Source organism: Flavobacterium acetivorans (genome assembly GCF_020911885.1).
GTDB classification, from domain to species: Bacteria; Bacteroidota; Bacteroidia; order Flavobacteriales; family Flavobacteriaceae; genus Flavobacterium; species Flavobacterium acetivorans.
On sequence record NZ_CP087132.1, the window covers coordinates 2,831,131 to 2,855,432 of the forward strand.

Sequence of the window (24,302 nt, forward strand, 5' to 3'; positions counted from 1 at the left end):
TTTAATGTCTTTTGACTATTGTCTATTAGACAATAGTCGACTGTCCTATATGGACATTATTTCTATTGAAATACAATAAGTCATCCTTGTTTAGAATAAAATTAGAGACAAACTCCCCAACTTCATTGGTTCCAAATGTCGATCCCGGATTTAAATCAATGGTGACCACTTGGTATTCAATAGATTTTTTTACTCCTTCATACACATTTTTGGCTTCTTCAAAAAGTCCAAAATGCTCCAATAATAAAGCAGCAGATAATATAGAAGCAATCGGATTTGCAATGTTTTTTCCGGCTGCTTGCGGATAAGAACCATGAATAGGTTCAAAAAGCGCATTTGTTTTTCCCAATGAAGCCGAGGCTAACAATCCGATTGACCCTGTTATTACACTGGCTTCATCGGATAAAATATCACCAAATAAATTCTCAGTCAAAATGACATCAAACTGTTTTGAGTTTAATATAATTTGCATCGCGGCATTATCTACAAATAAGAAATCCAATGCTACTTCAGGATAATCTTCGCTGACTTTTTTGACTACTTTTCTCCACAAACGGGAAGTTTCAAGCACATTTGCCTTATCGACCAAAGTGACTTTATTTCTTCTATTTTGTGCTGATTGGAAAGCCAAATGTGCAATTCGGGAAATTTCTTCCTCTGAATACTCACATAAATCAGAAGCGATTGTTCCTGCTTCGTTTAATTTTTTTTCTCCAAAATAAACTCCACCAGTTAATTCTCTGAAAATTGTAAAATCAGTACCTTCGATAAATTCTCTTTTTAAAGGCGAAGCATCTAATAAGGCTTTGTAAGGCTTTATTGGTCGAATGTTTGCAAAAAGACCTAACTCTTTTCTTAATTTCAACAATCCTTGCTCCGGACGTACTTTTGCATCGGGATTATTATCGTATTTAGGATCACCAATAGCTCCAAACAAAACAGCATCTGTATTCAAACACAAATTAAGGGTTTGTTCTGGTAGCGGATTTCCCGTTTTATCGATAGCCACAGCTCCCATAAGTGCATCTTCAAAAACAAATTCATGATTATATACTGAACCAACAGCATATAAAACTTTTTTCGCCTGCAAAATTACTTCAGGACCAATTCCGTCTCCCGCTAGTACCGCTATTTTTAAATTCATGGCTTCATTCTTTTTAAGAATCCTAATTTCTAACTAAATCACTTTGTATTTTGCAGATGGCAATGATTTGATGAATATCATCATCCAAAACTTCTTTTTTAATATCTGCAAATTTCAAAAACTCAACATACACAATATCCAGCTGTACTTTGGTCAATTCATAACCCACTTTTTTAGCTCTGTAAGCCAAAGCTGCTCTACCACTTCTGGCAGTAAGAACAATGGAAGATTCATTGACACCCACATCTAAGGGATCCATAATTTCATAAGTAGCTCTGTTTTTAATCACTCCATCTTGATGAATCCCTGAACTGTGTGCAAAAGCATTCGCTCCTACAATAGCTTTATTGGGTTGCACCATCATTCCCATACTTTCAGAAACTAAACGACTCATTTCGTTCAATTGTTTAGAATCAATATCTGTATATAAATTCAAATAAGGATGTTGTTTAAAAATCATCACCACTTCCTCAAGTGCCGTATTTCCGGCTCTTTCTCCAATTCCATTAATAGTACATTCTATTTGTCTGGCACCGTTTACAGCTCCTGCAATCGAATTGGCGGTAGCCATTCCTAAATCATTATGACAATGACAAGAAAGAATCACGTTTTCAATACCTTTTACATTTTCTCTCAGGTATTTTATTTTTGCACCATATTCTTCCGGTAAACAATAGCCTGTAGTATCTGGAATATTCAAAACGGTCGCTCCTGATTTTATTACTTCCTCACAAACTCTGGCCAAAAAATCATTGTCGGTTCTACCAGCATCTTCGGCATAGAATTCGACATCTTCAACATAAGACTTGGCATGTGCAACAGCAAACTTTGCTCTGGCAATAATATCTTCTCTTGTGGTTTGAAGTTTATGAATGATATGAGAATCAGAAGTTCCAATTCCGGTGTGAATACGTGGTTTTTTAGCAAATTTTAATGCAGCAGCGGCAACATCAATATCATTTTTTACGGCTCTTGTTAAACCGCAAACTGTAGCATTTTTTACAATCTTGCTTATTTCAGAAACAGATAAAAAATCTCCCGGACTAGAAACAGGAAAACCAGCTTCTATAATATCGACACCCATTTCATCCAAGCGATTGGCTATCACGAGTTTTTGTTTGGTATCTAATTTACATCCTGGGACCTGTTCTCCATCTCGCAAAGTGGTATCAAAAATTTGAACTTTCTCTCTATTCATTTTCATTTATTTAATGTAATTTCACATCTCGAGAACAAAAATAGATTTCACTTACTTTATTATAAAACAGCTTTTAGTGAAATATACTACTTATAAAACTAACAAAAACACCTTAACTACCTGTAAACAAGCTAGTTACTATATTTTAATTTACAATGGCTAACCATCAAAAAGATTTTTTATTTGTATTAATAAAGTCTTTGTCAAAATCAGAAAAAAGACAATTTAAGATTTTTGCAAGCCGACTTGAGACCAGTTCGAATACAAAATTTATTGAATTATTTAATATTTTAGACAAATCAGAGGCTTATGATGAGAAACTTATTTTGAAAAGTGGTATCATTAAAAAAGTACAATTATCTAACTTAAAGTCGTATTTATACAAACAGATTTTGGTTAGCATTCGATTGAATATTCCCAGTCAAAATGTTCGTTACCAACTAAGGGAACAAATAGATTTTGCCACAATTCTATACAACAAAGGATTGTACAGGCAGAGTTTGAAAATATTGGACAAAACAAAAATTCAAGCATTAGAGCATGACGAGAAGAACATGGCCTATGAGATTGTTGAATTTGAAAAACTAATTGAGTCCCAATACATCACCAGAAGTATTCAAGGACGCGCTGATGAACTGGTAATTCAAGCCAAAGAATTGAATTATCAGAATACTATTTCCAGCAAACTGTCTAATTTATCCCTACAATTGTATGGAATTATGCTCAAAACAGGTTATGTAAAGAATGATGAAGAATATAAATACATAAACAATTACTTCAAGAAACACATTTCAAAATTAGATGAAGCAAAATTCGGTTTTAGGGAAAAATACTGGTTTTACAATGCTAATCTTTGGCGCAGTTTTTTAGTACAGGATTTTTTGGCCTGTTACAAATATGCCAATAAATGGGTTACTCTTTTTTATGCTAACAAAAATATGATTTATTTGAATCCGGTGTTTTTCTTAAAAGGAAATCATTATCTTCTGGAGTCTTTATTTATGTTGAAGTACAAAACAAAATTCAAGAATTACCTGGAATTATTAGAAGAAACAATCGATGATCCTCATTTTCCGGTAAATGACAATGTGGCTTCGTTATCTTTTTTGTATTTATACAATAACAAATTGAATTTCCATATTTTGGAAGGTACTTTTGATGAAAGTGAATATTTGATTCCTGTTATTTTAAACAAAATAAAACTACATAGCGAGCATCTTGATGAACACCATGAAATGTTGTTTTATTACAAGTTTGCTTCTATTTATTTTGGCGTAGAAAAATATGAAGAATCTATATTTTATTTAGAAAAAATCATCAACAACAAGAATCTTTCGATGCGCGAAGACCTTATGTGTTTCTCCAGAATCCTTTGCTTGATTGCCCATTATGAATTAGGAAAAGATTATTACTTAGAAAACCAATTGAAAAATACTTATAAGTTTCTAATCAAAATGAATGACTTGCATGAAGTGCAAAAAGAAATCATTCGCTTTTTGAAAAACTTAAACTCCATTTATCCGAGTGATATCAAAAAAGAGTTTGTAAAAATGAGAGCGCGGTTTATCGAATTGGAAAAAAACACTTACGAAAAGAGAGCTTTTCTATATTTAGATATTATTTCTTGGCTGGAAAGTAAAATTGAAAATAGAAAAATCAGCGATATTATTAAGGAAAAAGCAAAACAAATCAACCGATAAATATGCTGTAGATCAAAAAAGGAGGCCATTGCGGACCTCCTTTTTTTATTACTCTTTGTCTATTTTTTAACCTCTTTCAACATCAATTCCTTGATGTATTTTACTGGTGCACTACCATAGCTTAGAAACTTTTCATGAAACTCTTTCAATTTGAATTTTGCTCCCTGCTCCTTTTTAAGTATTTCTCTTAACTCATATATTTCTATGTAACCTGTAAAATAGGATGACAGCTGTACTTGAGATAAGGTAACGCGTTTCCATTTGCCTTCGGCTTCTGCCTGTTGTTGAAATGCTTCTCTAATCAATAAATCCAAAGCGGCTTCCTTACTCATGTTCTTGACATGTACACTGTAATCTAAAATGGCGTTACAAGTCGTTCTTAAATTCCATTTGTAATACATCAACCACATTTCATCCGAATTTTTATAGCCACTTTCCAGCATCATTTGCTCAGTATAAACTGCCCAACCTTCAACCATAGCACCATTGCCTAGAATGGCTTTGATGATACTTGGGGATTGATTACTGTAAACTAACTGGGTATAATGTCCCGGAATCGCTTCGTGGATATTCAATATTTGTAAGATGTAATCGTTGTATTCTCTTAAATAACTTTCTGCATTCTCGGCTGACCATCCCGCCATACTTCCTACATTATAATAAGTATTGGCATTCTTGTCATAGGGACCCGGTGCCGAAATGGATGCTCCTGCAACACCTGCCATATAAGCCGGCTCTTTACGCACTACTAAAGGTTTTGAAGGATCAATATAAAGTAAATCTTTCTCCTTTACATAGGCTACCAGCTCCGGGATTTGTTTTTCGATCTCCGATTGGAATTTTTCTGGTGTTGTGTGTTGCAACGAAATCTTATCAATTACCATTTTAATCAGTTCCAGTTTATCTGATGGTTTTGCTGTAGATTTCATATATTTTGACCATAATTTATCTGCCAAAACAAACATTTTTTCATGCAATTCTTTCTTATGATTGATTGCTTTTTGAAAAATTACGTCTGAACTATAACTGGATTGAATATCCAGATCAAATTTTTCGGCATATAAAGTGGCGCCCAGTCTAAAAGAACGCGGCGTTTTATTATCTAATTCCTTCAACCAATTGGCATAAGCTGTAATAGCCTTAACAGCAATTTTAGCCTTTTCTCGGATGGTTTTCTTTTCTGATTCCGGTAATCTACTTTTACTTAAAGCGTCTTGTAGATCTTTTTCAAAAACGGATATTCCTCCCAAATTTTGATCAATTGCTAAAGCCGTATGTTCCAAAGTTGGATTTTTGATATTCTTTTTAGCAGCTTCATAATAAGCCGGAATAGTATTCATTTTGATACTAAAGTTTTGTAAACGATTGTCTAAAGCATCGTAATTCCCGTTCAGAATCTCTGCAAATGAACCGCAAACATTATATTCAGAAGGATTCCACTCGTAGGATTTCATTTTATCTATGCTAAAAATCGAACTCTTCAACAGATTTTGAATCATGTAGAGATCTGTTTTGTTGTTGTCTGTCAGGTTTTCTATCGCATATTGTTCCAAAGAATCCAATTGGGCATGAGCAAAATCCAATTGTCTTTTCTTATAAGCCAAATCGGAAATCACTAACACACTGTCTAGTTTATGGTAACCTTGACTTGCAGCCCAGTCTGGATAAAGACTCCAAAGATCCGTTACAAAACCTTCTTTGTATTTGTCAAATTTTTCATTTAAAGCTTTAACATCTACTTTTTCCGCTTTTTTATTGCAGGAAACCAATACTGTTAGCGTTAGCAGACAAAGGAATATTTTTTTCATATTATAAATTGTTTTTGAGCTTTTAAAGGTATAAAAAAGAGCACAAACCTTTCATAATTCTTTTCGTCCCCTAAGAATATCCTCAAAAGTAGCACATTTCACCAACTCTTCTTCCCCGTTAATACGCATTGGCAAATGAACAAATTCCACTTCCGAAAGATCTTCTTTTAAATAAAAAGCCATGTCCTCAAGACTAAAAAACCATTCGGTATCAAACTGTACTTTATTGATTGTGGCGTCTTTTATAAGTAATTTTTCTCTTAAGGGTTTCATCAGAATTTTATCTTTTTTAGAATGCTCAAAAATAGATTATGCATCCATAAGCCACAAATTATAATATAGTTCTTTGTAAAATTTAAGAATCACTATAATCAATAAGCCAATAAATCTTTCAATTCCTTTTCAAACCTTCCTTTGGGTAAATATTGATCTTCTAAGGCTTTTGTAAACGGAATCGGACTATCTAAACTCGCCACACGTTTCACCGGAGCGTCAAGATATTCGAAACAATTCTCCATGATCATTGCCGAAATATCGCTGGCTATACCTCCAAACATGGAGTCTTCCTGATAAATAATTGCTCTTCCGGTTTTCTTTACCGAGGCATAAATCGCTTCAGTATCCAAGGGTTGTAGCGTTCTTAAATCCAATAAATCTGCTGAAATCTCGGGATTTTTTGATAAGGTATCTAAAGCCCAATGTACTGCGGCACCAAACGAAATAATAGTGACAGCCGTTCCTTCTTTCAATAAGGTGGCTTTTCCTAAAGGAATCGTATAATAATCCTTTGGTACATCTTGATAAACGCTTCTGTATAATTGTTTGTGTTCAAAAAACAGCACCGGATTTGGATCATTAATCGATGTGTTCAATAAACCTTTGGCATCATAAGGAAAGGCGGGATAAACCACTTTTAGCCCTGGAGTTTTGGTAAACCAAGCTTCATTGGTTTGCGAATGAAAAGGTCCCGCTTGCGTTCCCGCTCCGCAAGGCATACGCACCACCACATCGGCGTTTTCCAACCAACGGTAATGCGATTTGGCCAATAAATTGACAATGGGATTAAAGCCGGTAGAGACAAAATCAGCAAATTGCATTTCTACAATCGCCTTGTATCCGTTGATTGATAATCCCATTGCTGCCGAAACCACAGCGCTTTCACAAATAGGCGTATTCCGAACTCGATCTTTACCAAACTGAGCCACAAAACCATCGGTGATTTTGAAAGCACCTCCATATTCGGCAATGTCTTGGCCCATAATAACCGACTTAGGAAACCTTTCCATCGATTGTTTTAAACTTTGGGATATGGCATCGATAAAACGAATGTTTTCTACTTCTTCTGAATGGGTAACTTCTTCATATACAAAATCTTTGTACACATCATTTAACTCATCTGTATAAGTCGATTTAATTTCAGATTCTGCATTGACTAATGCCCAGCCTTGTTCAATTTCTTTTTTTATTTCATCTTGTAGAGCGGCGTCATAATCAGCAGTCAGGATTCCATTTTCAGATAAATATTTCCTGTAGTTCTCCACCGGATCTTTTGCTGCCCATAAATCCATCAACTCTTGAGGGACATACTTTGTACCACTCGCCTCTTCATGTCCGCGCATTCTAAAGGTTTTAAACTCTAAGAGAACAGGACGCGGGTTCTTATTCAAGGATGCTTTCAATTCGGTTAAAAGAGTATACACTTCCAAGATATTATTACCGTCAACAATATGGCTTTCCATACCGTAACCAATTCCTTTATCGGCAAGGTTTTCGCATCGGTATTGCTCGTTTGTAGGTGTTGAGAGTCCGTATCCATTATTTTCAATAATAAACAAAACGGGCAATTCCCAAACCGAAGCAATATTCAAGGCTTCGTGAAAATCTCCTTCGCTGGTGGCTCCTTCTCCAGTAAAAACAGCGGTAACTTTTCCGTTTTCTTTTAATTTATTAGCTAATGCAATTCCGTCGGCCACGCCTAATTGAGGACCAAGATGCGAAATCATCCCAATAATCTTATATTCTTGGGATCCAAAATGAAAACTGCGATCACGGCCTTTAGTAAAACCATTAGCTTTCCCTTGCCATTGTGAAAAAAGGCGGTACAAAGGAATATCTCTTGCGGTAAAAACTCCTAAGTTTCGGTGCATCGGCAAGATGTATTCATCAGCATCTAAAGCGGCGGTTACCCCTACAGCTATCGCTTCTTGACCTATACCGGAAAACCACTTGCTTACTTTTCCTTGCCGAATGAGAATTAACATTTTTTCTTCTACCAATCTGGGCTTTAGTATTTTTCTATATAAGTCTAATAAAAGTTCGTTGGATAGATTTTTCTTGTCAAAATTCATTTTTTGGTGTTTTGGTTGTATCAAAAATAAAGAAAATACAACAGCATGACTTAAAATTGTTATATATTTTTATTTTGTTTTCTGTTTTAAAATTCAAATTTAAAATTAATCAATACATTTGTATCATCAAGGTCTTTAAAGCCTTGTAAGTTATTAAAAAACATTTAACAGTATGCAAAACATTCCTAGTGTTGACTTGCGTGATTTCCTTTCGGACGACCCGAAACGTAAACAAAAATTTGTAAATGAAATCGGAAGTGCATTTGAAGATATTGGCTTCGTGGCACTAAAAGGTCATTTTTTAAATGATCAATTGGTTGAAGAATTGTATGGCGAAATTAGACAGTTTTTCGCTTTACCATTAGAAACTAAGCGCAGTTATGAGATTCCAGGTATCGGTGGTCAAAGAGGCTATGTGTCCTTTGGAACTGAACATGCCAAAGGGAGAAAAGAAGGCGACTTGAAGGAGTTTTGGCATTTTGGACAGTATGTTAGCGAAGGTTCAAAATACGCCTCTGAATACCCTGAAAACGTTGAAGTTAAAGAATTACCACATTTTAATGCTGTAGGCAAAGAAGCCTACCAAATGCTGGAGAAAACTGGTGTTTATGTTTTGAGAGCTTTAGCATTGCGATTGGGTCTAGACGAATTCTATTTTGACAATTTTGCCAAAGACGGAAATTCGATTTTAAGACCAATTCATTACCCGCCTATTACATCTGAACCGGAGAATGCGATTCGTGCTGCCGCTCATGGTGACATCAACCTGATTACCTTATTGATGGGTGCTCAAGGCAAAGGATTACAGGTTCAAAACCATAATGGAGAATGGATTGATGCTATTGCTGAACCAGATGAATTAGTGATCAATGTGGGTGATATGTTATCGCGTCATACGAATAACAAATTGAAATCGACTATCCATCAAGTGGTTAATCCACCGAGGGAATTGTGGGGAACTTCAAGATATTCTGTTCCGTTCTTCATGCATCCGGTAAGTGATATGCCGTTGAATTGTTTAGAAAACTGCATTGATGCTGAACACCCAAAACAATTTGAAGATATTACAGCGGGAGAATATTTATATGAACGCTTAGTAGATTTGGGATTGATTAAAAAATAATCCTTAATTTTACTTCTAGTAATAAAAAGACATTGAGTTTACTTAATGTCTTTTTTCTTTATGTTTAACATTGTAATACTTGAGAATTCCGTTTTGAGTTTAAAAAAATTAGAACACGGATTAATAAAACATAAAATATGGACTTACAAGACCAATTAAAAAACCTTTTTCCTGACCACGAGCCAGCTCCCGAAGAAGCGGTAGAAAAGGTTGCCCACGAATTATACGTTCAAAAAGAACCTATGATTTGCAAATTTGAAAAACGAAAAGGCAAAGCCACAACAATAATTGAAGGTTATGAAGGCAGTGATGAAGATTTTAAAATTCTCGCCAAAGAAATAAAAACCAAATTGAGTGTAGGTGGAACTTTTAAGGATGATGCGATCATTATTCAAGGAGATTATCGCGATAAAATCATGGAAATTCTTAAAGCAAAAGGCTTTAAAGTAAAACGTGTTGGAGGTTAAGATCTTAGATCTAAAACAAGAATCAAAAACTAATAAAAATCTTGTAAACTTTACGAAAAACCTTGTGAACTTTGCGGTTAAACCTAAAAAAAATGGCCATAAAATCATCTGAATTAATACTAAACCCGGACGGAAGCGTTTACCATCTTAATCTGAAACCGGAACACATCGCCCATGATATTATCTTTGTGGGGGATCAAAATCGCGTCGAAAAAATAACACAGGCCTTTGATAGTATTGAATTTTCCATGCAAAAGAGAGAATTTAAAACACAAACCGGTCTGTTCAAAGGCAAAAGAATTAGCGTGATGTCAACGGGAATTGGTCCTGATAATATTGACATTGTTCTCAACGAATTGGATGCCTTGGTTAACATCGACTTAGAAACTAGAAAACCAAAAGAGAAACTGACCTCTTTGAATATTATCCGTATCGGGACTTCAGGTTCCTTGCAAGCCGATATACCGGTGGATAGCTTTGTGATGTCAAAATTTGGACTCGGACTCGACAACATGCTTCGCTCCTACTTGATTGACGAAGTTTCAAATACTGCCATCGAAGAAGCTTTTATTGCGCATACTAATTGGGATTTACGCAAAGGAAAACCTTATGTTGTTTCCTGCTCTGAAAAACTGGAGAAAATCATCGAAAGCGATCGCATGCACAAAGGAATTACGGCAACAGCAGGTGGGTTTTACGGTCCCCAAGGTCGCGTTTTGAGGTTGAATATTCAAGACGAATCTTTGAATTCTAAAATGGATAATTTTACTTTTGAAGACAATAGAATCACTAATCTTGAGATGGAAACCGCTGCCATTTATGGACTTTCGGCGCTTTTAGGACATAATGCTCTTTCTTTGAATGCTATTATTGCTAATCGTGCTTCGGGGACTTTCAGCGAAGATCCTTATAAAGCCGTTGATGAATTGATTGCTTATACTTTAAACAAATTAATAAGTCAATAATTCAAATTTTATAAAAGTTAAACGGCACTTCTTTTGGGAATTTAGTTCTTACAAAGAGTGTTGTTTAACTTTTAATAATTACAATCAATCCGTTTTCTTTTTCTTGAATATTTCAATTCCATTCAAATAATCAGATGGGCGTTGACTTAATAGTTTATAAAAGGTATTTGAAAAAGTGGGCACGCTAGTATAACCCACTTTCATGGCTACTTCATTAATGGGAAGTTTTTTTTCAATAATCAATTCAATGGCTTTTAGCATTCGCTGAATGGTATAAAATTGCATAAAAGACATTCCTAAATCTTTTTGAAACAAACGATGCAATGAACGCTCACTAAAACCAAATTGTTCTGAAAGTTCAGAAAAAAGTATCACTTGATCTAAATGAACAGACATATACTCGATAATCCTTTGCAACCGAGCTTCTTTTGCGAAAGGAAGAGAAAGACTTAAATTTACTTTAAAAATTTCAGGAAGCAACAATTTAAAAGCCTTAGCTATTGTAAATCGTTTTTTATCACTTTTTAAAATATGACCATTCCACCGATTGGTGAACAACATTAAATTTAAAACAAGATCGTTGACCGGGTAGATTCCTTCCTTTTTATAAAACTCATCTTCCGTTTTATCTACAGGAAAATATAAATTTCGCATAAGTACGTCAGGAGAACTAGGATGAATACTATGTTCTACCCCCGCAGGAATCCACATGCAATGTCGTGCAGGGAGAAAATAAGTTTTAGTTGTTGTTTTAACATAAACAATACCACCTTCAGTATAAAGAAATTGAGCTTTTTTATGAAAATGAGTTTCTATAAACGACTCTCCCATTAGGTCATGATGACAATAAATACTGCTCTCATTTGCGTCAACTTCAGATAAATAATATTTTTCTTGCAGCATGATTTTAAGTTGTCTTAAACGAATATTTTTTTGTCTTTATTGAATAATCCGACAAGGTAAAAAAAAAATTAATTTAGTGAATTAAATTTACCATATCTCAAAAACAAAACACTTATTTTAATAAATTACCAATATATAGGCTTATTTATAATAAAAATTTAATATGACAGAGACTAACAGATTACTTTTTGAAAGATATAAAGATAGGATAATTTCAGCTGAAACAGCTTCAAAATTAATAAATAATAATGATGTCGTTGGCACAAGTGGTTTTACAAAAGCAGGAGATAGCAAATCTGTTTTGCCTGCATTTGCAAAAAGAGCTGCTTTAGAAAACATCTCCATAACACTCATCTCTGGAGCTTCTTTAGGCCATACAACAGATGCTGATTTAGCTAGCTGTGGAGCCTTGTTTAAAAGAATGCCTTTTCAAGCAGATGCAACTTTAAGAAAGCACATTAATAATAATGAGGTTTTATATATAGATCAACATCTAAGTGAAACGGCTGAACTACTACAAAATGGACACCTTCCTAAAATGGATATCGCAATAATTGAAGCTTCAGAAGTGGACGAAAATGGAAATATAATTCCCTCGACATCAATTGGAAACTCAGCAACTTTTGCTGCCTTGGCTGATAAAATTATAATCGAGATTAACACCTCATTTCCTGTCGAGCTCAAAGGTATTCACGATGTATTTCTTCAAAAAGAATATCCCAACAAGCAAATCATTCCAATAACTAAAGTTGATACTCGAATTGGAAGTGAATACATCTCTATTGATCCTGCTAAAGTAATTGGAATTGTATTTACGGAAGCTCAAGACAGCCCTGCTGACATTGCCGCTGCTGATGAAAAAACCACTGCAATTGCCCATCATCTTTTACAATTTTTTGAAAAAGAAGTGGCCTCAGGAAGGCTTTCAAATTCATTACTGCCCTTACAAGCCGGAATTGGAAAAGTTGCAAATGCGGTACTTTCAGGCTTTATAAATAGTAAATTCGAAAACTTAAGCATGTATTCAGAGGTTTTACAAGACAGTACTTTTGACCTTATTGATTCCGGAAAAATGACATTTGCTTCCGCTTCTTCGATTACGGTTTCAAAAGATTGTTATTCAAAAATAATGAATAATTTTTCCTTCTATAAAGACAAAATGATATTAAGGCCACAAAATATCAGTAATGCTGCCGAAGTGATTAGACGTTTGGGAATAATCGCAATTAATACTGCAATTGAATTTGACATCTACGGAAACGTTAACTCAACCCATATTTCTGGTACAAAAATGATGAATGGAATTGGTGGCTCCGGAGATTTTGCTCGAAATGCTTATCTAAGTGTTTTTGTTACGCAATCAGCTTCAAAAGAAAATAATGCTATTTCACACGTTCTGCCGATGGTTTCGCATGTAGACCACACAGAGCATGATGTAGATATTTTAGTAACCGAACAGGGTTTGGCCGATTTAAGAGGTTTAGCACCTGTTGAACGTGCCAGAGTTATTATTAAAAACTGTGTACATCCTGATTATAAAGAGCAACTTGAAGATTATTGCAATAGAGCTCAAGCTTTAGGCGGTCATACTCCACACATTTTGAGTGAGGCACTCTCATGGCACAGTCGTTTTACCGAAAACAAAAGTATGAAAAGTGAATGCCAGCTTGAGGAAATGATCTAATAATTTTTCCATTTGTGTTAAAAGCTTTCTTTGAAACTAACTATTTCAAAGAAAGCTTTTTATTTTTGGAATAGTTCAAAAAACAAAATTTGACTCCTTTTTTTTGACTCATTCTAATTTTCTGTTAGTACCTTTAGCATCAAATTCATAAAGATGAAAATACTAAAAATAGCCGGTGTACCGGAACATTTTAATCTGCCTTGGCACTTAGCCATTGAAAATGGCACATTCGAAAAAGAAAATATTGATTTGCAATGGACGGATGTTCCCGAAGGAACTGGAAAAATGTGCCAGATGCTGCGCTCGGGTGAAACTGATGTAGCAGTAATTCTAACAGAAGGAATCATAAAAGATATCGTTGCCGGAAATCCGAGTAAAATTGTCCAGGTTTACGTTGCATCGCCTTTGATATGGGGAATTCACGTTGCTGCAAAATCAGATTATTATACTTTAGGGGATTTGGAAAACAAAAAAGCGGCCATTTCCCGTTTGGGTTCCGGTTCTCAACTGATGGCCTATGTTAATGCCGACAATCAAGGATGGCAAGCGGATAAATTACAATTTGAAATTGTCAATACCATTGATGGAGCAGTCGATGCCTTGGCAAACAAAACAGCCGATTATTTTATGTGGGAACGTTTTATGACGAAACCTTTGGTAGATCAGGGAATTTTTAGAAAAGTAGCTGATTGTCCAACTCCTTGGCCTTGTTTTGTTATTGCTGTTCGCGATGCAGTTTTAGAAAAGAATCCCGAAATTATTTCGAAACTGTTACACATTATTAATGAAACAACAAAAAGTTTTAAAGCGGTAACAGCTATCGATAAAACTTTGGCCTCTAATTACAATCAAAAGCTCGAAGACATACAAGAATGGCTGTCTTTAACCGAGTGGTCTGAAAAACAATTATCGCAAAAAACACTAAATGATGTCCAAAATCAATTATTTCAACTGAAAATTATAGATAAAATAGGTACTTTTGATGAAATTGTAAGAACAGTCTAGATTACTGTTTTTATCGTCGGTATGATAAAAATAAAACAAATTTCTTTTCAGGGTTTTAAACAACGCTTTCAGGTGAAAAAACCCTGGGATGATGTCATTATCTTTGTTTTAAACATTTTGATTGCCATTCCTGTTTTTATTATAGCCCATCAAAATTTAATTGAACTTAACTGGCCTTTGAATCTTGACCGCATATTGCTCTTTCTTGCAATTATCGTCATTATTCAATTAATACTGCGTTTGTTGCGAACCATCATAATCATTTGCATTATTTTGTATGTTTTGGTGTTGTTTTATGGAACTGTTTTTGGCAATTACGGATTTGAAAGTGTTTTTGAGGATTATAATTCGATGATGTACACCATGTCAGATAATCCGAATCCACAGGATATTATCATTGCTAAGTTGCTTCCTTTTCCCAATAAATCAAAGATTGTTAGCGCCATTGAGTATAAGAATCCTAAGGTAAGAAATTTTGCTATCATGGCCACGTCAAAGCATTTCAAGAACGTCAAAGGCTATTCGGATTACAGAACTATTATCCAATGTTTTGCTGTTTTTAAGGAAATCAACCGCCGTTGGAACTATGTCAGCGATCCAAAAGATGGAGATTATATCGCCACTGCAAGTGAATCTTTGGAATATTTTTCGGGAGATTGCGACGATCATTCGATCTTGATGGCAGCGGCTGTTAGAGCCATTGGCGGGACGCCAAGATTGATTCATACTAAAGGACACATTTACCCTGAAATATTGATAGGAACGCTAAACGACCTTGAAACCGTCAATTATTTGATTAAAAACATCTTGTTTGTGAAAGAAAGCCATAAAAAACAACTGCATTATCATATTGATGAACGCGGTCAGGTATGGCTTAATCTGGATTATACGGCTAAATATCCCGGTGGTCCCTTTTTATCCGAAGAGATCCTAGGAGCCTTGACTCTTAATTAAATCAGTTAGATCTAAAGCGTTTCTTTTTTTATTTCTGCCAAAATTTCGTACGAACGAAGTCTTGCTTGATGCTCATAAATAGCTGAGGCTACCATTAGTTCGTCCACTTTAGTATGCTCCAGGAATTGTTCCAATTCTTTTTTTAGTTTCTCTGGTCCGCCTATAAAAGTGTAAGCAATCATTTGTTGTAAAGCAGCCTCTTCCATTGGATCCATAAAATCCTCATCGGGATTTACAGGTTCTTTAAGCTGTTGTCTGTTTCCTGTGATGATTCCAAGGAATAATTTCTTGAAAGAAGTGGCCAGTCTCTGGGCTTCCTTGTCTGTATCGGCGGCAATCACATTTACACAAGCGATCACATAAGGCTCTTTTAAATAGGTTGATGGTTTAAAATTATTGCGGTATATGGCTATGGCAGTATGAAGTTGTGCCGGTGCAAAATGACTGGCAAAAGCATAAGGCAGTCCCAAGGAAGCGGCTAAGTAAGCGCTATCGGTGCTGGAGCCTAAAATCCATATTGGGATGTTTAAGCCTTCTCCCGGAATGGCTCGAACTCGTCCGTTTTTATTCCCTTCTGATAAATAAAGTTGTAATTCTTGTACATTGGCGGGGAATTCCATCGCGGCATGTTCATCCCTTCTCAAGGCCGAGGCGGTAAACTGATCGGTTCCAGGGGCACGTCCCAAGCCCAGATCGATTCGGTTTGGAAAAAGAGTGGCTAAGGTTCCAAACTGTTCTGCAATAATTAGAGGAGCGTGATTAGGAAGCATAATTCCTCCGGATCCTATTCTTAAAGTCTTGGTGGCCGCCGCAATATGAGCAATCAATATTGAAGTGGCGCTACTGGCAATTCCGGGCATATTGTGATGTTCGGCTAACCAGAATCTATGATAACCCCATTTTTCCAGCTGTTGGGCCAGATTGACACTGTTTTTAAAAGTTTCAGATGCAGTTCCTCCATCCCTTACTATTGCAAGGTCTAGCGCCGATATTCTTGTTTGATGCAGTTTGTTTGTATTCATCTTGTAAGTGATCCCATTTTAGAACTGCAAAAATAAGGATTGTATTCTTGGTTTTGGCCTTATCAACTACTAATAGGAAGTTAAAATAAGGCCAGCACCATTGATTCCCAGTTCATACACTATCTATGCTTTATCCATACACTATCTATGCTTTATCCATACTATATTAGTACTATATCTATGCTATATCAGTACTATATCTATGCTATATGTCCTGTCCTGAAATAATTATGACTCCTCCTAAAATCTATACCGCTTATTAAATAAATCCTGTTATTGCTATACAAGACCTATAGTTATGCCTATTTTTTTGGGTAGCTGATATATCCATGCCGTATTTGTATACTATCTCTGTTATAGCTATGCTGTTTTTTTTGGGGTAGCCGATACTTTGACTAGCCTAAAAACTATTATTTTAGTATCGAATAAAAAAGCTTGAACAAGTTATCCTTATACATTGTACTCCGTGCTAGTTAATTATAAGTTTGGCTGACTTAGCTGTTCCTTTTTCATCAAAAAATTTCACCATATACAAACCCGGTTTAAAATTACTGATATTGATGTCTAATTTCTGCTGATTGCTCAGGGATTTAGTGAATAATTCTTGACCTGTAACGCTAAATATTTTGATATTTCCTTTTTGTTCTGTTGCTACTTCGGCGGTGAAACTATTTTTGGCAGGGTTTGGATAAACCCAAAAATCTGAATGTACCGGAATCCTATTCTCTTCGGATTTTAATGCCTTCGTATTGCGACTGGATACGCCTTCTAATGGAATTTGTTCGACATTTGCATTCATTACACTATTTAAAGCTCTTAGAAGGGATAATTGGTTTGTATAATCGACATCAGTTGCCATATCCCAATACATCACACCAGCCAATTCCCTGTCGCTTACCAATTTTGTTTTATTGATGATGGTTTGCTGTCCATTATAAGTGATGCTTTTGGACTGTAGCTCTCCAGTTGCTCCGCAACCATTCCCTGTCGTTACATTCACATCCATATTTGCTTGATCTGATAGGGGGTCAAGTGTGGGGTATTTATTTACAATCCCTTTATAACTGACCGTAATTTTGGAATTATCAGTAGTTACGCCATAGAATGGCAATCCCATGATGAGTTTTTGAGCAGGAAAGCCATAAGCCAGCATGGCATCCACATTGTTTACAAATTCATTGTATGGATAACGGTCGGGGCTTGGTCCATAAGACTGAATCGATATATAATCAAGTGCTGCTATTGCAGTCGGGCTGATTTTATAGTACAAAGGATGTAAGGTTACACTAAAATTAGAAGTTGGAGACAAAATGCTATTCAACGTCACTATAGTAGCGCTATAATCAGACCATTCCTGTGTGGTGGTACACCATTCAAAATCCAAATCGACTCCATCAAAACCATAGGTTTCTACAATGCTTTTGACCTTATTGGCAAAATTAATTCTAGCAGGCTCTGTCTTTATCATGGTTTTCCAATCTCCACCAATAATTCCCAGACGAATTTCTGCTCCATCATATCCCGTCATTGTTTGTTTCAGGCCTTCTAAAACACTAAGCCATGTTCTGGAATCCTTTTCCGGTTTTGAGGCATCATCGTATTTCCAGTAAGCAGTCGTTTTTGTTTCATTCCAGGTGTCTACCACGATTTGATTGTTCATCAATGCATTAATTTCGCTGCTACTCAGGCTTATTTGACTGACACTGGTTTCATCGAGTTTACCGTCAAAGTTTACTCCTAATTCAAAATTTGATCTGATAAAGGGCCCCGTTGTGGACAGTAAACCATCCCCGTTTTTATATGCTATTGGGACAGCAATTCCATCAACATAGAGTTTGAGCTGTTGATAGGCGCAAGTATTCCCTGAATAAGTTACAGCAACATGGTGCCATCCCCCTGTGGCAATTCCTGAATTCTCTGCCGTCACATAATTATCTGCCCCATTTGAAAGGTGAAAGATCAATTGATTTGTGGCTGCCGCCCCTAGCTGCAAATCAAAATTTTTAGTTGCCGATTCGTATTTTCTAAAAATACTGCTGTTCTCCACCCATTGGTCAATATAGACCCATGTTGCAAAAGAAAAAGCCGTTGCCCCTCCATTCGCTTTATTGAGCAAATCACTACCACAATTCATTGAAGCAGCGGTACCCGAAAAATCCATCAGGCCATTTCTGGAATCAAAACCTGACATATAAGCGGCATTATTTAATACCCCATCATTGACGGGGAAATCAAAGAACAAATCCCCATTGGCATACGGACTAGCTGCCATATATATTATATCATTATTGTTTCGAATATACTCCTCACTGATTTGGCCGCTTTCGTAAAAATTAGACCGTATATAACTACTGACAATCTTATATTTGAATGTGTTATTATCCGTAACCGGAGAAAATGAAGCACTTGAGAGCGTACCCTTATAATTGTTTTTTGTATCAATTACGGATGTAGCGTTTTTGTCCATCTTCCAATAGGAAATCAGATTGGCATACAAAGGATGGTATTTATTAATCGTGTTCTTCCTATCAATATCTGATGCTGTTAGGGCATGATTCCAAAGTTTCACCTCGTCAATCTTACCATTAAAGTTTTTTCCCAGTTCAAAATCAGCTGTAGTGACAGGAGTCGTTGCAGCAAGCAATCCATTCCCGGAAGAATACCAAATACCCGTTGTCGCCTGAGTACCGTTTATATAAATGCGAATCCTATTATAAGCAGACTTCGTACCATCATAAGCCATTACAATATGATTCCATTGCCCCACATTAATCGCTGAATTATCAAGAGCAGCATAAGTATTCGCTCCGTTGGCCACATGAAAATACAATCTCTTAGTCGCTACAGGCCCTAACTGAAGATCAATTCTGCTGGTTGTAGAAGCTGTTTTTCGAAAAATATAACTATTTTCATTCCACTGATTGATATACACCCAAGCTTCAAAAGAGAATTGACTGACTCCGTTTAATTCGTTGATATTACCAAAGGAAGCTAAGCTGTTTGCAGTACCCGAAAAGGAGATACTCTGGTTGATCGTCTGACTTTTTAGCAAGGGATTAATCATCAGTAAGAAAGCAATAAGTAGCACTTTTTTCATCAAAATCAATTTTATTTGTTAGTAGTTCTTTTATGGTTCTGCTCTTTCTATTCGGGACGCTATACTTTATTGGTGTTTGCAAAGGCGAGCTTGCTATTATAGTCCTCTTGGTAAAATTCTATAAACATTTCGCTCCTCTGGAGCTTATAATGAATAAAGCTCCAACGGTAAAGCTCCGTTAGGAGCGAAATAGCTATAGAAAGTATAATTGAATTGATTCAAAGCTCCAGTGGAGCGACCTATTTATGACTAATTAACTATCATGAGAACATCACCTAAAATGCGAATCAACGCTTGAATTTATATACCGTCCCTCCGGAACTTTTACAAAAATCTTAAATTCTATAAACATTTCGCTCCTCTGGAGCTTATAATGAATATAAAGTCATATAATAAAGCTCTGTTAGGAGCAAAATAGTGTACCTCTGGGACTTTTTCTCAAATCTTAAATTCTATAAACATTTCGCTCCTCTGGAGCTTATAATGAATATAAAGTCATATAATAAAGCTCTGTTAGGAGCAAAATAGCGTACCTCTGGGACTTTTTCTCAAATCTTAAATTCTATAAACATTTCGCTCCTCTGGAGCTTATAATGAATAAAGCTCCAACGGTAAAGCTCCGTCAGCAGCGAAATAGCTATAGAAAGTATAATTGAATTGATTCAAAGCTCCATCGGAGCGACCTATTTATGACTAATTAACTATCATGAGAACATCACCTAAAATGCGAATCAACGCTTGAATTTATATACCGTCCCTCCGGAACTTTTACACAAATCTTAAATTCTATAAACATTTCGCTCCTCTGGAGCTAATTAATTATCATAAACAATCATGACTTTCAAGCCTTGATTGGCATTAAAAATAATTTCACTTCTAAAATCGAACTTAATTCGCCGTCAAGATCTTTCTGGCATCCTGATCGTCGTATTGCGCAATCAGTTTGTTGAGTTCCACTTTCATCTGAGCGGTGATTTTTTCAAACCCTTTTTTCCCATATAAATTATTCATTTCGTTGGGATCTTTCTTTAAATCATACAATTCCCAAGAACTCACTCTTTTGTAAAAACGCACCAGCTTGTATCGTTTGGTTCTTACCCCAAAATGCGGTGATACGGCATGTTCGCCGTTTTCATAGTAATGATAATAGATGGCCTCACGTCCTTTGGCTTTTTTATCTTTAAGTAACGGCAAAAACGACTGTCCCTGTTCGTCTTTCGGGATGGCCACTCCGGCCGCATCAAGCATTGTAGGAGCAATATCCAGGTTCATCACCAAATCATTGGACACTGTTCCGGGCTTAATCACTCCCGGATAACGCATCACCATGGGGGTTCTGAAGGATTCCTCATAAATAAAACGCTTGTCAAACCAGCCGTGTTCCCCCAAATAAAACCCCTGATCCGACATATAAATCACGATGGTATTCTCTGTCAAATTATTTTTATCCAAATAATCCAAGGTGCGGCCAATGTTTCGGTCTAATGAAACTGCCGTACTCAAATAATCGCGCATGTAGCGCTGAAATTTCCATTCGGTCAATTCTTTTCCTTTTAAATTACGAGCTTTCAAATCGGCTGCTATGGGCAAATAATAGGCGTCAAACTTTTTACGCTGCTCGGCATTCATTCTGGAAACCGTTCCTTCCTGATTAGCGGCGGCTTCGTCCTCAAAAACTTTAAGATCATATCCCATCACCATGGTTTCGGCAATAGACATATCCTGCACTTTGGCCGCTTCCCGATTTTTGTAAGCATCATAGAAATTATGAGGCAAAGGAAAAGTAACATCGTCAAATTTCCCCATATCCTGAGTATCCGGTATCCAAGTACGGTGAGTGGCTTTATGTCCTATAACCAGACAAAAAGGTTTGTCTTTGTCTCGATTGTCCAACCAATTTTCGGAAACATCTTCGACTATATCCGAGACATAGCCTTCGGTGCGTTTTTTAGTACCGTCCATCATGTGGAAATCCGGATTGTAGTACTGGCCTTGCCCGGGTAAAATTTGCCAATAATCAAAACCTTGGGGGTCTGTTTCCAGATGCCATTTTCCAATCCAAGCCGTTTCATAGCCGGAGCCTTTTAGTTGCTTGATAAAGCTATCCTGACTTCCGTCAAAACGCGAATTTTCATTGTCTTTAAATCCGTTTTTATGGCTGTATTTGCCCGTTAGAATCACCGCGCGGCTCGGTCCGCAAATCGAATTGGTCACATAGCCTTTATTGAACAGAACCCCTTCGCGGGCAATACGGTCAATATTGGGCGTTGGTTTCATGGTATTGCCATAGGCCCCAATGGCCTGAAAGGCATGGTCATCCGAAATGATAATGACAATATTGGGTCTTTTTGCTGTCTTATTTTGGGCCGATAGCTGAACGCAAAAACTACAGGATAAGGCAAGCACTATTGCTGGTATATTAAATCTTTTCATTTCTATTTATTTTTCATCGTTATTGAAACGGCTGCCGCTTGCACCCCTTCGGCTGCGGCTGTAAGGTTAAATTCACCTTCTTTATCCATAGACTGCAAAATGATTTGGCATTTTCCATTAAATAAAGAACGCTTCCAGTTGCCGTCCATGCATTTATCAGCTTCGTGTGAGCTTGGATCGCCATTACCCACCCCTAAGACAGTAGCATTGCCTTTTAAGTTAAATTGAATCAAATTCATCGCATCAGGAATCTCTCTGCCTTGTTTGTCCAGAACGCTTACATTGATAACCGAGACATCATTTCCGTCAGCCTTTATAGCTTGGCGGTCCGGAGTCAAGACAATTTGGTATGGGGCTGTAGTGGTTTCGACAGCGGTGCGGATTATTTTGCCATTTTTCAAGCCAACTGCTTCTAATTTGCCCGGCTCGTAAATAACGTCCCATTCTAAATGGCTGTTGCGTGGCATGGTTTTCTTACCTAAGCTTTTACCATTTAAAAACAGTTCCACTTCATCGGCATTAGTATTGCACCATACATTTACCTTATCTCCCGCTTTGTGGCCGTTCCAGTGCGGATAAATTTTGATAACGTCTTTATCCGTCCACCAGCTTTGGTAGTAATAGTAGGTGTTTTTAGGGAATCCGCAAACATCCATTATCCCAAAATGGGAATTAACATTCGGCCAAGTAAAGGGAGTTGGTTCCCCACGGTAATCAAAACCGGTCCAAACAAAACCGCCCATCAGCCAAGGTCTGTCCACGGTAAACTTCCACCATTCTTCGGCTCTTTGTCCCCAGCCCGGTTTGTTCATATCATAATCCGGAAGATAGCCTTTTATCGAATCTTTGGCATACATTCCTCTGGAGCTTACCATAGAAGACACCTCGCTAAAAACCATCGGTTGTGTAGGATGTTCTTTGTGGTAATCGTCTAATTCTTTGATGTGGTAGTTAAAACCTCTCACATCCATTTCCTGGTTGATTCCTTTGAAATTGATTCCGTTATTTCCACCATACGTACTCAAACGTGAAGGATCTAATTCTCTTTGACGTTGTACCAAGGTATGCGCCATGCGTCTGCCCAAATCGGTGTTTTGAACTCCTGTTTCCTCGTTTCCAAGGCTCCAAAGCATGATGCTGGCGTGGTTGCGGTCTCTTAAAATCAATTTTTCAAATTGCTCGTAATATTCTTTTCCGGTACCAATTACGCGAATTTCATCCATCACCATCATACCCAGCTTATCACAGGCTTCCAAAACTGATTTTGAAGGCGGATTATGACTGCAACGGTAGGCATTGACTCCCATTTCTTTTAGAAGTTTTATTCTGTAAAATACTAAAGCATCCGGCACGGCCGATCCAACGCCTGCGTGATCCTGATGCACACACATCCCTTTTATCTTCATCGATTCTCCGTTTAGAGAAAATCCTGTAGTAGCGTTATAATCAAAAGTTCGAACTCCAAATTCTGTTGAAAGAGTATCAATTATTTTCCCATCTTTTTTTACGATCGATACTAATCGATATAAATTAGGCGTGTTAAGACCCCACAATAGCGGATTTTTGATAGAAAAATTCTGTTCAACTTGTTGGGTTTCGTTGTTTTTTATCTTTAATTTCTCTGTTCTAGTTGGGGTAACTTTTGTCCCTTTGGCATCCATCACATAAGAAGATACCGTACATTCTGCAGTTTTACCTTCTTGATTTTTTACTGTTGTTTGAGCAATTACTTTTGCTTGTGATTTCTCTACTTTCGCATACACATAAACGCCGTATTCCGGTATGTGAACGGGAGTAAAAGTTTCTAAAGCTACATTTCTATAGATACCCGCTCCTTCATAAAACCAGCCTTCATACTGAGTCGCATCAACGCGAAGAACGATTAAGTTCTCTTTATCAAATTCGATAAAATCTGTGATATCGAAAGAGCTTTCGGTATAGCCACCAAAATTGCCTCCAATGTAATTGTTATTCACCCATAATTTAAAATCGCGGTACACCCCTTCAAATCGAAGTACAAAACGTTGTCCTTCTTTTTCTTTATCTACATTAAAACGCTTTCTGTACCAGCCCACGCTGTTCTCCGGGTAAAAACCACCAACAGGTCTGTAACCATGACTTTGAACGTCAAAATGTTTATGGTATTCAAAAGGAAGTTCAACTGCCCAATCATGAGGCACATTTACCGTGCGCCATTTGCTATCGTCAAATTTTGGACTTACAGCCCCGCCACCACCACCGGCGATTGTAAAATTACGAACAATCCCATAATCAAAATCTTTAGCCGGATTATTGGCACTTCCCAAATGGAATTTCCAGTTTTTATTTAAGGAAACTGCTTGTCTCGATTGTGAAGTACTGCTTTGCTGGGCAGAAATAGTATGCACTGACAGGGCTAATATCCATCCCCAAAGTAGCAATCGGTAGTCTTTTTTTAATGAAATAGTCATG

The 24,302-nt window shown here is 36.7% G+C and carries 17 protein-coding genes; 7 read left to right on the plus strand and 10 right to left on the minus strand.

What is annotated here, in order from left to right:
* Window positions 1–25: 25 nt before the first annotated feature.
* Together leuB and LNP19_RS12350 are read right to left on the minus strand one after the other, a co-directional pair.
* Window positions 26–1,144, minus strand: coding sequence for a 3-isopropylmalate dehydrogenase (leuB, locus tag LNP19_RS12345; protein WP_230062216.1), 1,119 nt, complete (start codon window positions 1,142–1,144; stop codon window positions 26–28).
* A gap of 22 nt (window positions 1,145–1,166) precedes the next feature.
* Entirely contained in the window at window positions 1,167–2,342 is a 1,176-nt protein-coding gene (locus tag LNP19_RS12350) for a 2-isopropylmalate synthase (RefSeq protein WP_230062217.1), read from the minus strand.
* A gap of 155 nt (window positions 2,343–2,497) precedes the next feature.
* On the opposite strand from LNP19_RS12350, the gene LNP19_RS12355 reads away from it, so the two are divergent.
* Window positions 2,498–4,042, plus strand: a complete 1,545-nt coding sequence (locus LNP19_RS12355; RefSeq protein ID WP_230062218.1) for a hypothetical protein — start codon at window positions 2,498–2,500, stop codon at window positions 4,040–4,042.
* Window positions 4,043–4,101: 59 nt separating this feature from the next.
* Here the strand turns inward: LNP19_RS12355 and LNP19_RS12360 are convergent, their stop codons facing one another.
* The 3 genes from LNP19_RS12360 to LNP19_RS12370 form a co-directional block, all read right to left on the minus strand.
* The gene (locus LNP19_RS12360; protein WP_230062219.1) at window positions 4,102–5,850 is read right to left on the minus strand and encodes a DUF885 domain-containing protein; all 1,749 of its coding nucleotides are present in this window, start codon (window positions 5,848–5,850) and stop codon (window positions 4,102–4,104) included.
* Between the two features lie 51 nt (window positions 5,851–5,901).
* Window positions 5,902–6,123, minus strand: a complete 222-nt coding sequence (locus LNP19_RS12365; RefSeq protein ID WP_230062220.1) for a hypothetical protein — start codon at window positions 6,121–6,123, stop codon at window positions 5,902–5,904.
* Window positions 6,124–6,221: 98 nt separating this feature from the next.
* Window positions 6,222–8,198, minus strand: coding sequence for an alpha-ketoacid dehydrogenase subunit alpha/beta (locus LNP19_RS12370; RefSeq protein WP_230062221.1), 1,977 nt, complete (start codon window positions 8,196–8,198; stop codon window positions 6,222–6,224).
* Window positions 8,199–8,370: 172 nt separating this feature from the next.
* Here LNP19_RS12370 and LNP19_RS12375 point away from each other — a divergent pair, with 172 nt between their 5' ends.
* The 3 genes from LNP19_RS12375 (at window position 8,371) to LNP19_RS12385 (ending at window position 10,753) form a co-directional block, all read left to right on the plus strand.
* Window positions 8,371–9,321, plus strand: a complete 951-nt coding sequence (locus tag LNP19_RS12375; protein ID WP_230062222.1) for an isopenicillin N synthase family dioxygenase — start codon at window positions 8,371–8,373, stop codon at window positions 9,319–9,321.
* 137 nt (window positions 9,322–9,458) lie between these two features.
* Complete coding sequence (locus tag LNP19_RS12380) at window positions 9,459–9,788, plus strand: translation initiation factor (RefSeq protein ID WP_230062223.1); 330 nt, start codon at window positions 9,459–9,461, stop codon at window positions 9,786–9,788.
* 92 nt (window positions 9,789–9,880) lie between these two features.
* Window positions 9,881–10,753: a nucleoside phosphorylase gene (locus LNP19_RS12385; protein WP_230062224.1), complete on the plus strand. Its 873-nt coding sequence runs from the start codon at window positions 9,881–9,883 to the stop codon at window positions 10,751–10,753.
* An 84-nt stretch (window positions 10,754–10,837) separates the two neighbouring features.
* Here LNP19_RS12385 and LNP19_RS12390 read toward each other — a convergent pair whose 3' ends face one another.
* Window positions 10,838–11,656 carry a helix-turn-helix transcriptional regulator gene (locus tag LNP19_RS12390; protein WP_230062225.1) on the minus strand — a complete coding sequence of 273 codons (819 nt, stop codon included), beginning with the start codon at window positions 11,654–11,656 and terminating at the stop codon, window positions 10,838–10,840.
* Between the two features lie 163 nt (window positions 11,657–11,819).
* Here LNP19_RS12390 and scpC point away from each other — a divergent pair, with 163 nt between their 5' ends.
* The 3 genes from scpC (at window position 11,820) to LNP19_RS12405 (ending at window position 15,299) form a co-directional block, all read left to right on the plus strand.
* Window positions 11,820–13,340: a succinyl-CoA:acetate CoA-transferase ScpC gene (scpC, locus tag LNP19_RS12395; RefSeq protein WP_230062226.1), complete on the plus strand. Its 1,521-nt coding sequence runs from the start codon at window positions 11,820–11,822 to the stop codon at window positions 13,338–13,340.
* 153 nt (window positions 13,341–13,493) lie between these two features.
* Window positions 13,494–14,345: a substrate-binding domain-containing protein gene (locus LNP19_RS12400; RefSeq protein WP_230062227.1), complete on the plus strand. Its 852-nt coding sequence runs from the start codon at window positions 13,494–13,496 to the stop codon at window positions 14,343–14,345.
* Between the two features lie 21 nt (window positions 14,346–14,366).
* Window positions 14,367–15,299 (plus strand): transglutaminase-like domain-containing protein, encoded by a 933-nt coding sequence (locus LNP19_RS12405; protein WP_230062228.1) that lies wholly within the window; start codon window positions 14,367–14,369, stop codon window positions 15,297–15,299.
* An 11-nt stretch (window positions 15,300–15,310) separates the two neighbouring features.
* Here the strand turns inward: LNP19_RS12405 and LNP19_RS12410 are convergent, their stop codons facing one another.
* From LNP19_RS12410 to galA, 4 genes are all read right to left on the minus strand, one after another.
* Complete coding sequence (locus LNP19_RS12410) at window positions 15,311–16,321, minus strand: LLM class flavin-dependent oxidoreductase (RefSeq protein WP_230062229.1); 1,011 nt, start codon at window positions 16,319–16,321, stop codon at window positions 15,311–15,313.
* 469 nt (window positions 16,322–16,790) lie between these two features.
* Window positions 16,791–19,418, minus strand: coding sequence for a LamG-like jellyroll fold domain-containing protein (locus LNP19_RS12415; RefSeq protein WP_230062230.1), 2,628 nt, complete (start codon window positions 19,416–19,418; stop codon window positions 16,791–16,793).
* 888 nt (window positions 19,419–20,306) lie between these two features.
* Entirely contained in the window at window positions 20,307–21,851 is a 1,545-nt protein-coding gene (locus LNP19_RS12420) for a sulfatase family protein (protein WP_230062231.1), read from the minus strand.
* Window positions 21,852–21,853: 2 nt separating this feature from the next.
* Window positions 21,854–24,301: a beta-galactosidase GalA gene (galA, locus tag LNP19_RS12425; protein WP_230062232.1), complete on the minus strand. Its 2,448-nt coding sequence runs from the start codon at window positions 24,299–24,301 to the stop codon at window positions 21,854–21,856.
* Window position 24,302 lies beyond the last annotated feature (1 nt).

Excerpts from the sequence above, each read along its gene's own strand:
- LNP19_RS12390 (WP_230062225.1), bottom strand. The coding sequence starts at position 11,656 with ATGCTGCAAGAAAAATATTATTTATCTGAAGTTGACGCAAATGAGAGC.
- LNP19_RS12355 (WP_230062218.1), top strand. The coding sequence starts at position 2,498 with ATGGCTAACCATCAAAAAGATTTTTTATTTGTATTAATAAAGTCTTTG.
- LNP19_RS12380 (WP_230062223.1), top strand. The coding sequence starts at position 9,459 with ATGGACTTACAAGACCAATTAAAAAACCTTTTTCCTGACCACGAGCCA.
- leuB (WP_230062216.1), bottom strand. The coding sequence starts at position 1,144 with ATGAATTTAAAAATAGCGGTACTAGCGGGAGACGGAATTGGTCCTGAA.
- LNP19_RS12365 (WP_230062220.1), bottom strand. The coding sequence starts at position 6,123 with ATGAAACCCTTAAGAGAAAAATTACTTATAAAAGACGCCACAATCAAT.
- LNP19_RS12370 (WP_230062221.1), bottom strand. The coding sequence starts at position 8,198 with ATGAATTTTGACAAGAAAAATCTATCCAACGAACTTTTATTAGACTTA.
- LNP19_RS12405 (WP_230062228.1), top strand. The coding sequence starts at position 14,367 with ATGATAAAAATAAAACAAATTTCTTTTCAGGGTTTTAAACAACGCTTT.
- LNP19_RS12420 (WP_230062231.1), bottom strand. The coding sequence starts at position 21,851 with ATGAAAAGATTTAATATACCAGCAATAGTGCTTGCCTTATCCTGTAGT.
- LNP19_RS12385 (WP_230062224.1), top strand. The coding sequence starts at position 9,881 with ATGGCCATAAAATCATCTGAATTAATACTAAACCCGGACGGAAGCGTT.
- LNP19_RS12415 (WP_230062230.1), bottom strand. The coding sequence starts at position 19,418 with ATGAAAAAAGTGCTACTTATTGCTTTCTTACTGATGATTAATCCCTTG.
- galA (WP_230062232.1), bottom strand. The coding sequence starts at position 24,301 with ATGACTATTTCATTAAAAAAAGACTACCGATTGCTACTTTGGGGATGG.
- LNP19_RS12375 (WP_230062222.1), top strand. The coding sequence starts at position 8,371 with ATGCAAAACATTCCTAGTGTTGACTTGCGTGATTTCCTTTCGGACGAC.
- LNP19_RS12410 (WP_230062229.1), bottom strand. The coding sequence starts at position 16,321 with ATGAATACAAACAAACTGCATCAAACAAGAATATCGGCGCTAGACCTT.
- LNP19_RS12350 (WP_230062217.1), bottom strand. The coding sequence starts at position 2,342 with ATGAATAGAGAGAAAGTTCAAATTTTTGATACCACTTTGCGAGATGGA.
- scpC (WP_230062226.1), top strand. The coding sequence starts at position 11,820 with ATGACAGAGACTAACAGATTACTTTTTGAAAGATATAAAGATAGGATA.
- LNP19_RS12400 (WP_230062227.1), top strand. The coding sequence starts at position 13,494 with ATGAAAATACTAAAAATAGCCGGTGTACCGGAACATTTTAATCTGCCT.
- LNP19_RS12360 (WP_230062219.1), bottom strand. The coding sequence starts at position 5,850 with ATGAAAAAAATATTCCTTTGTCTGCTAACGCTAACAGTATTGGTTTCC.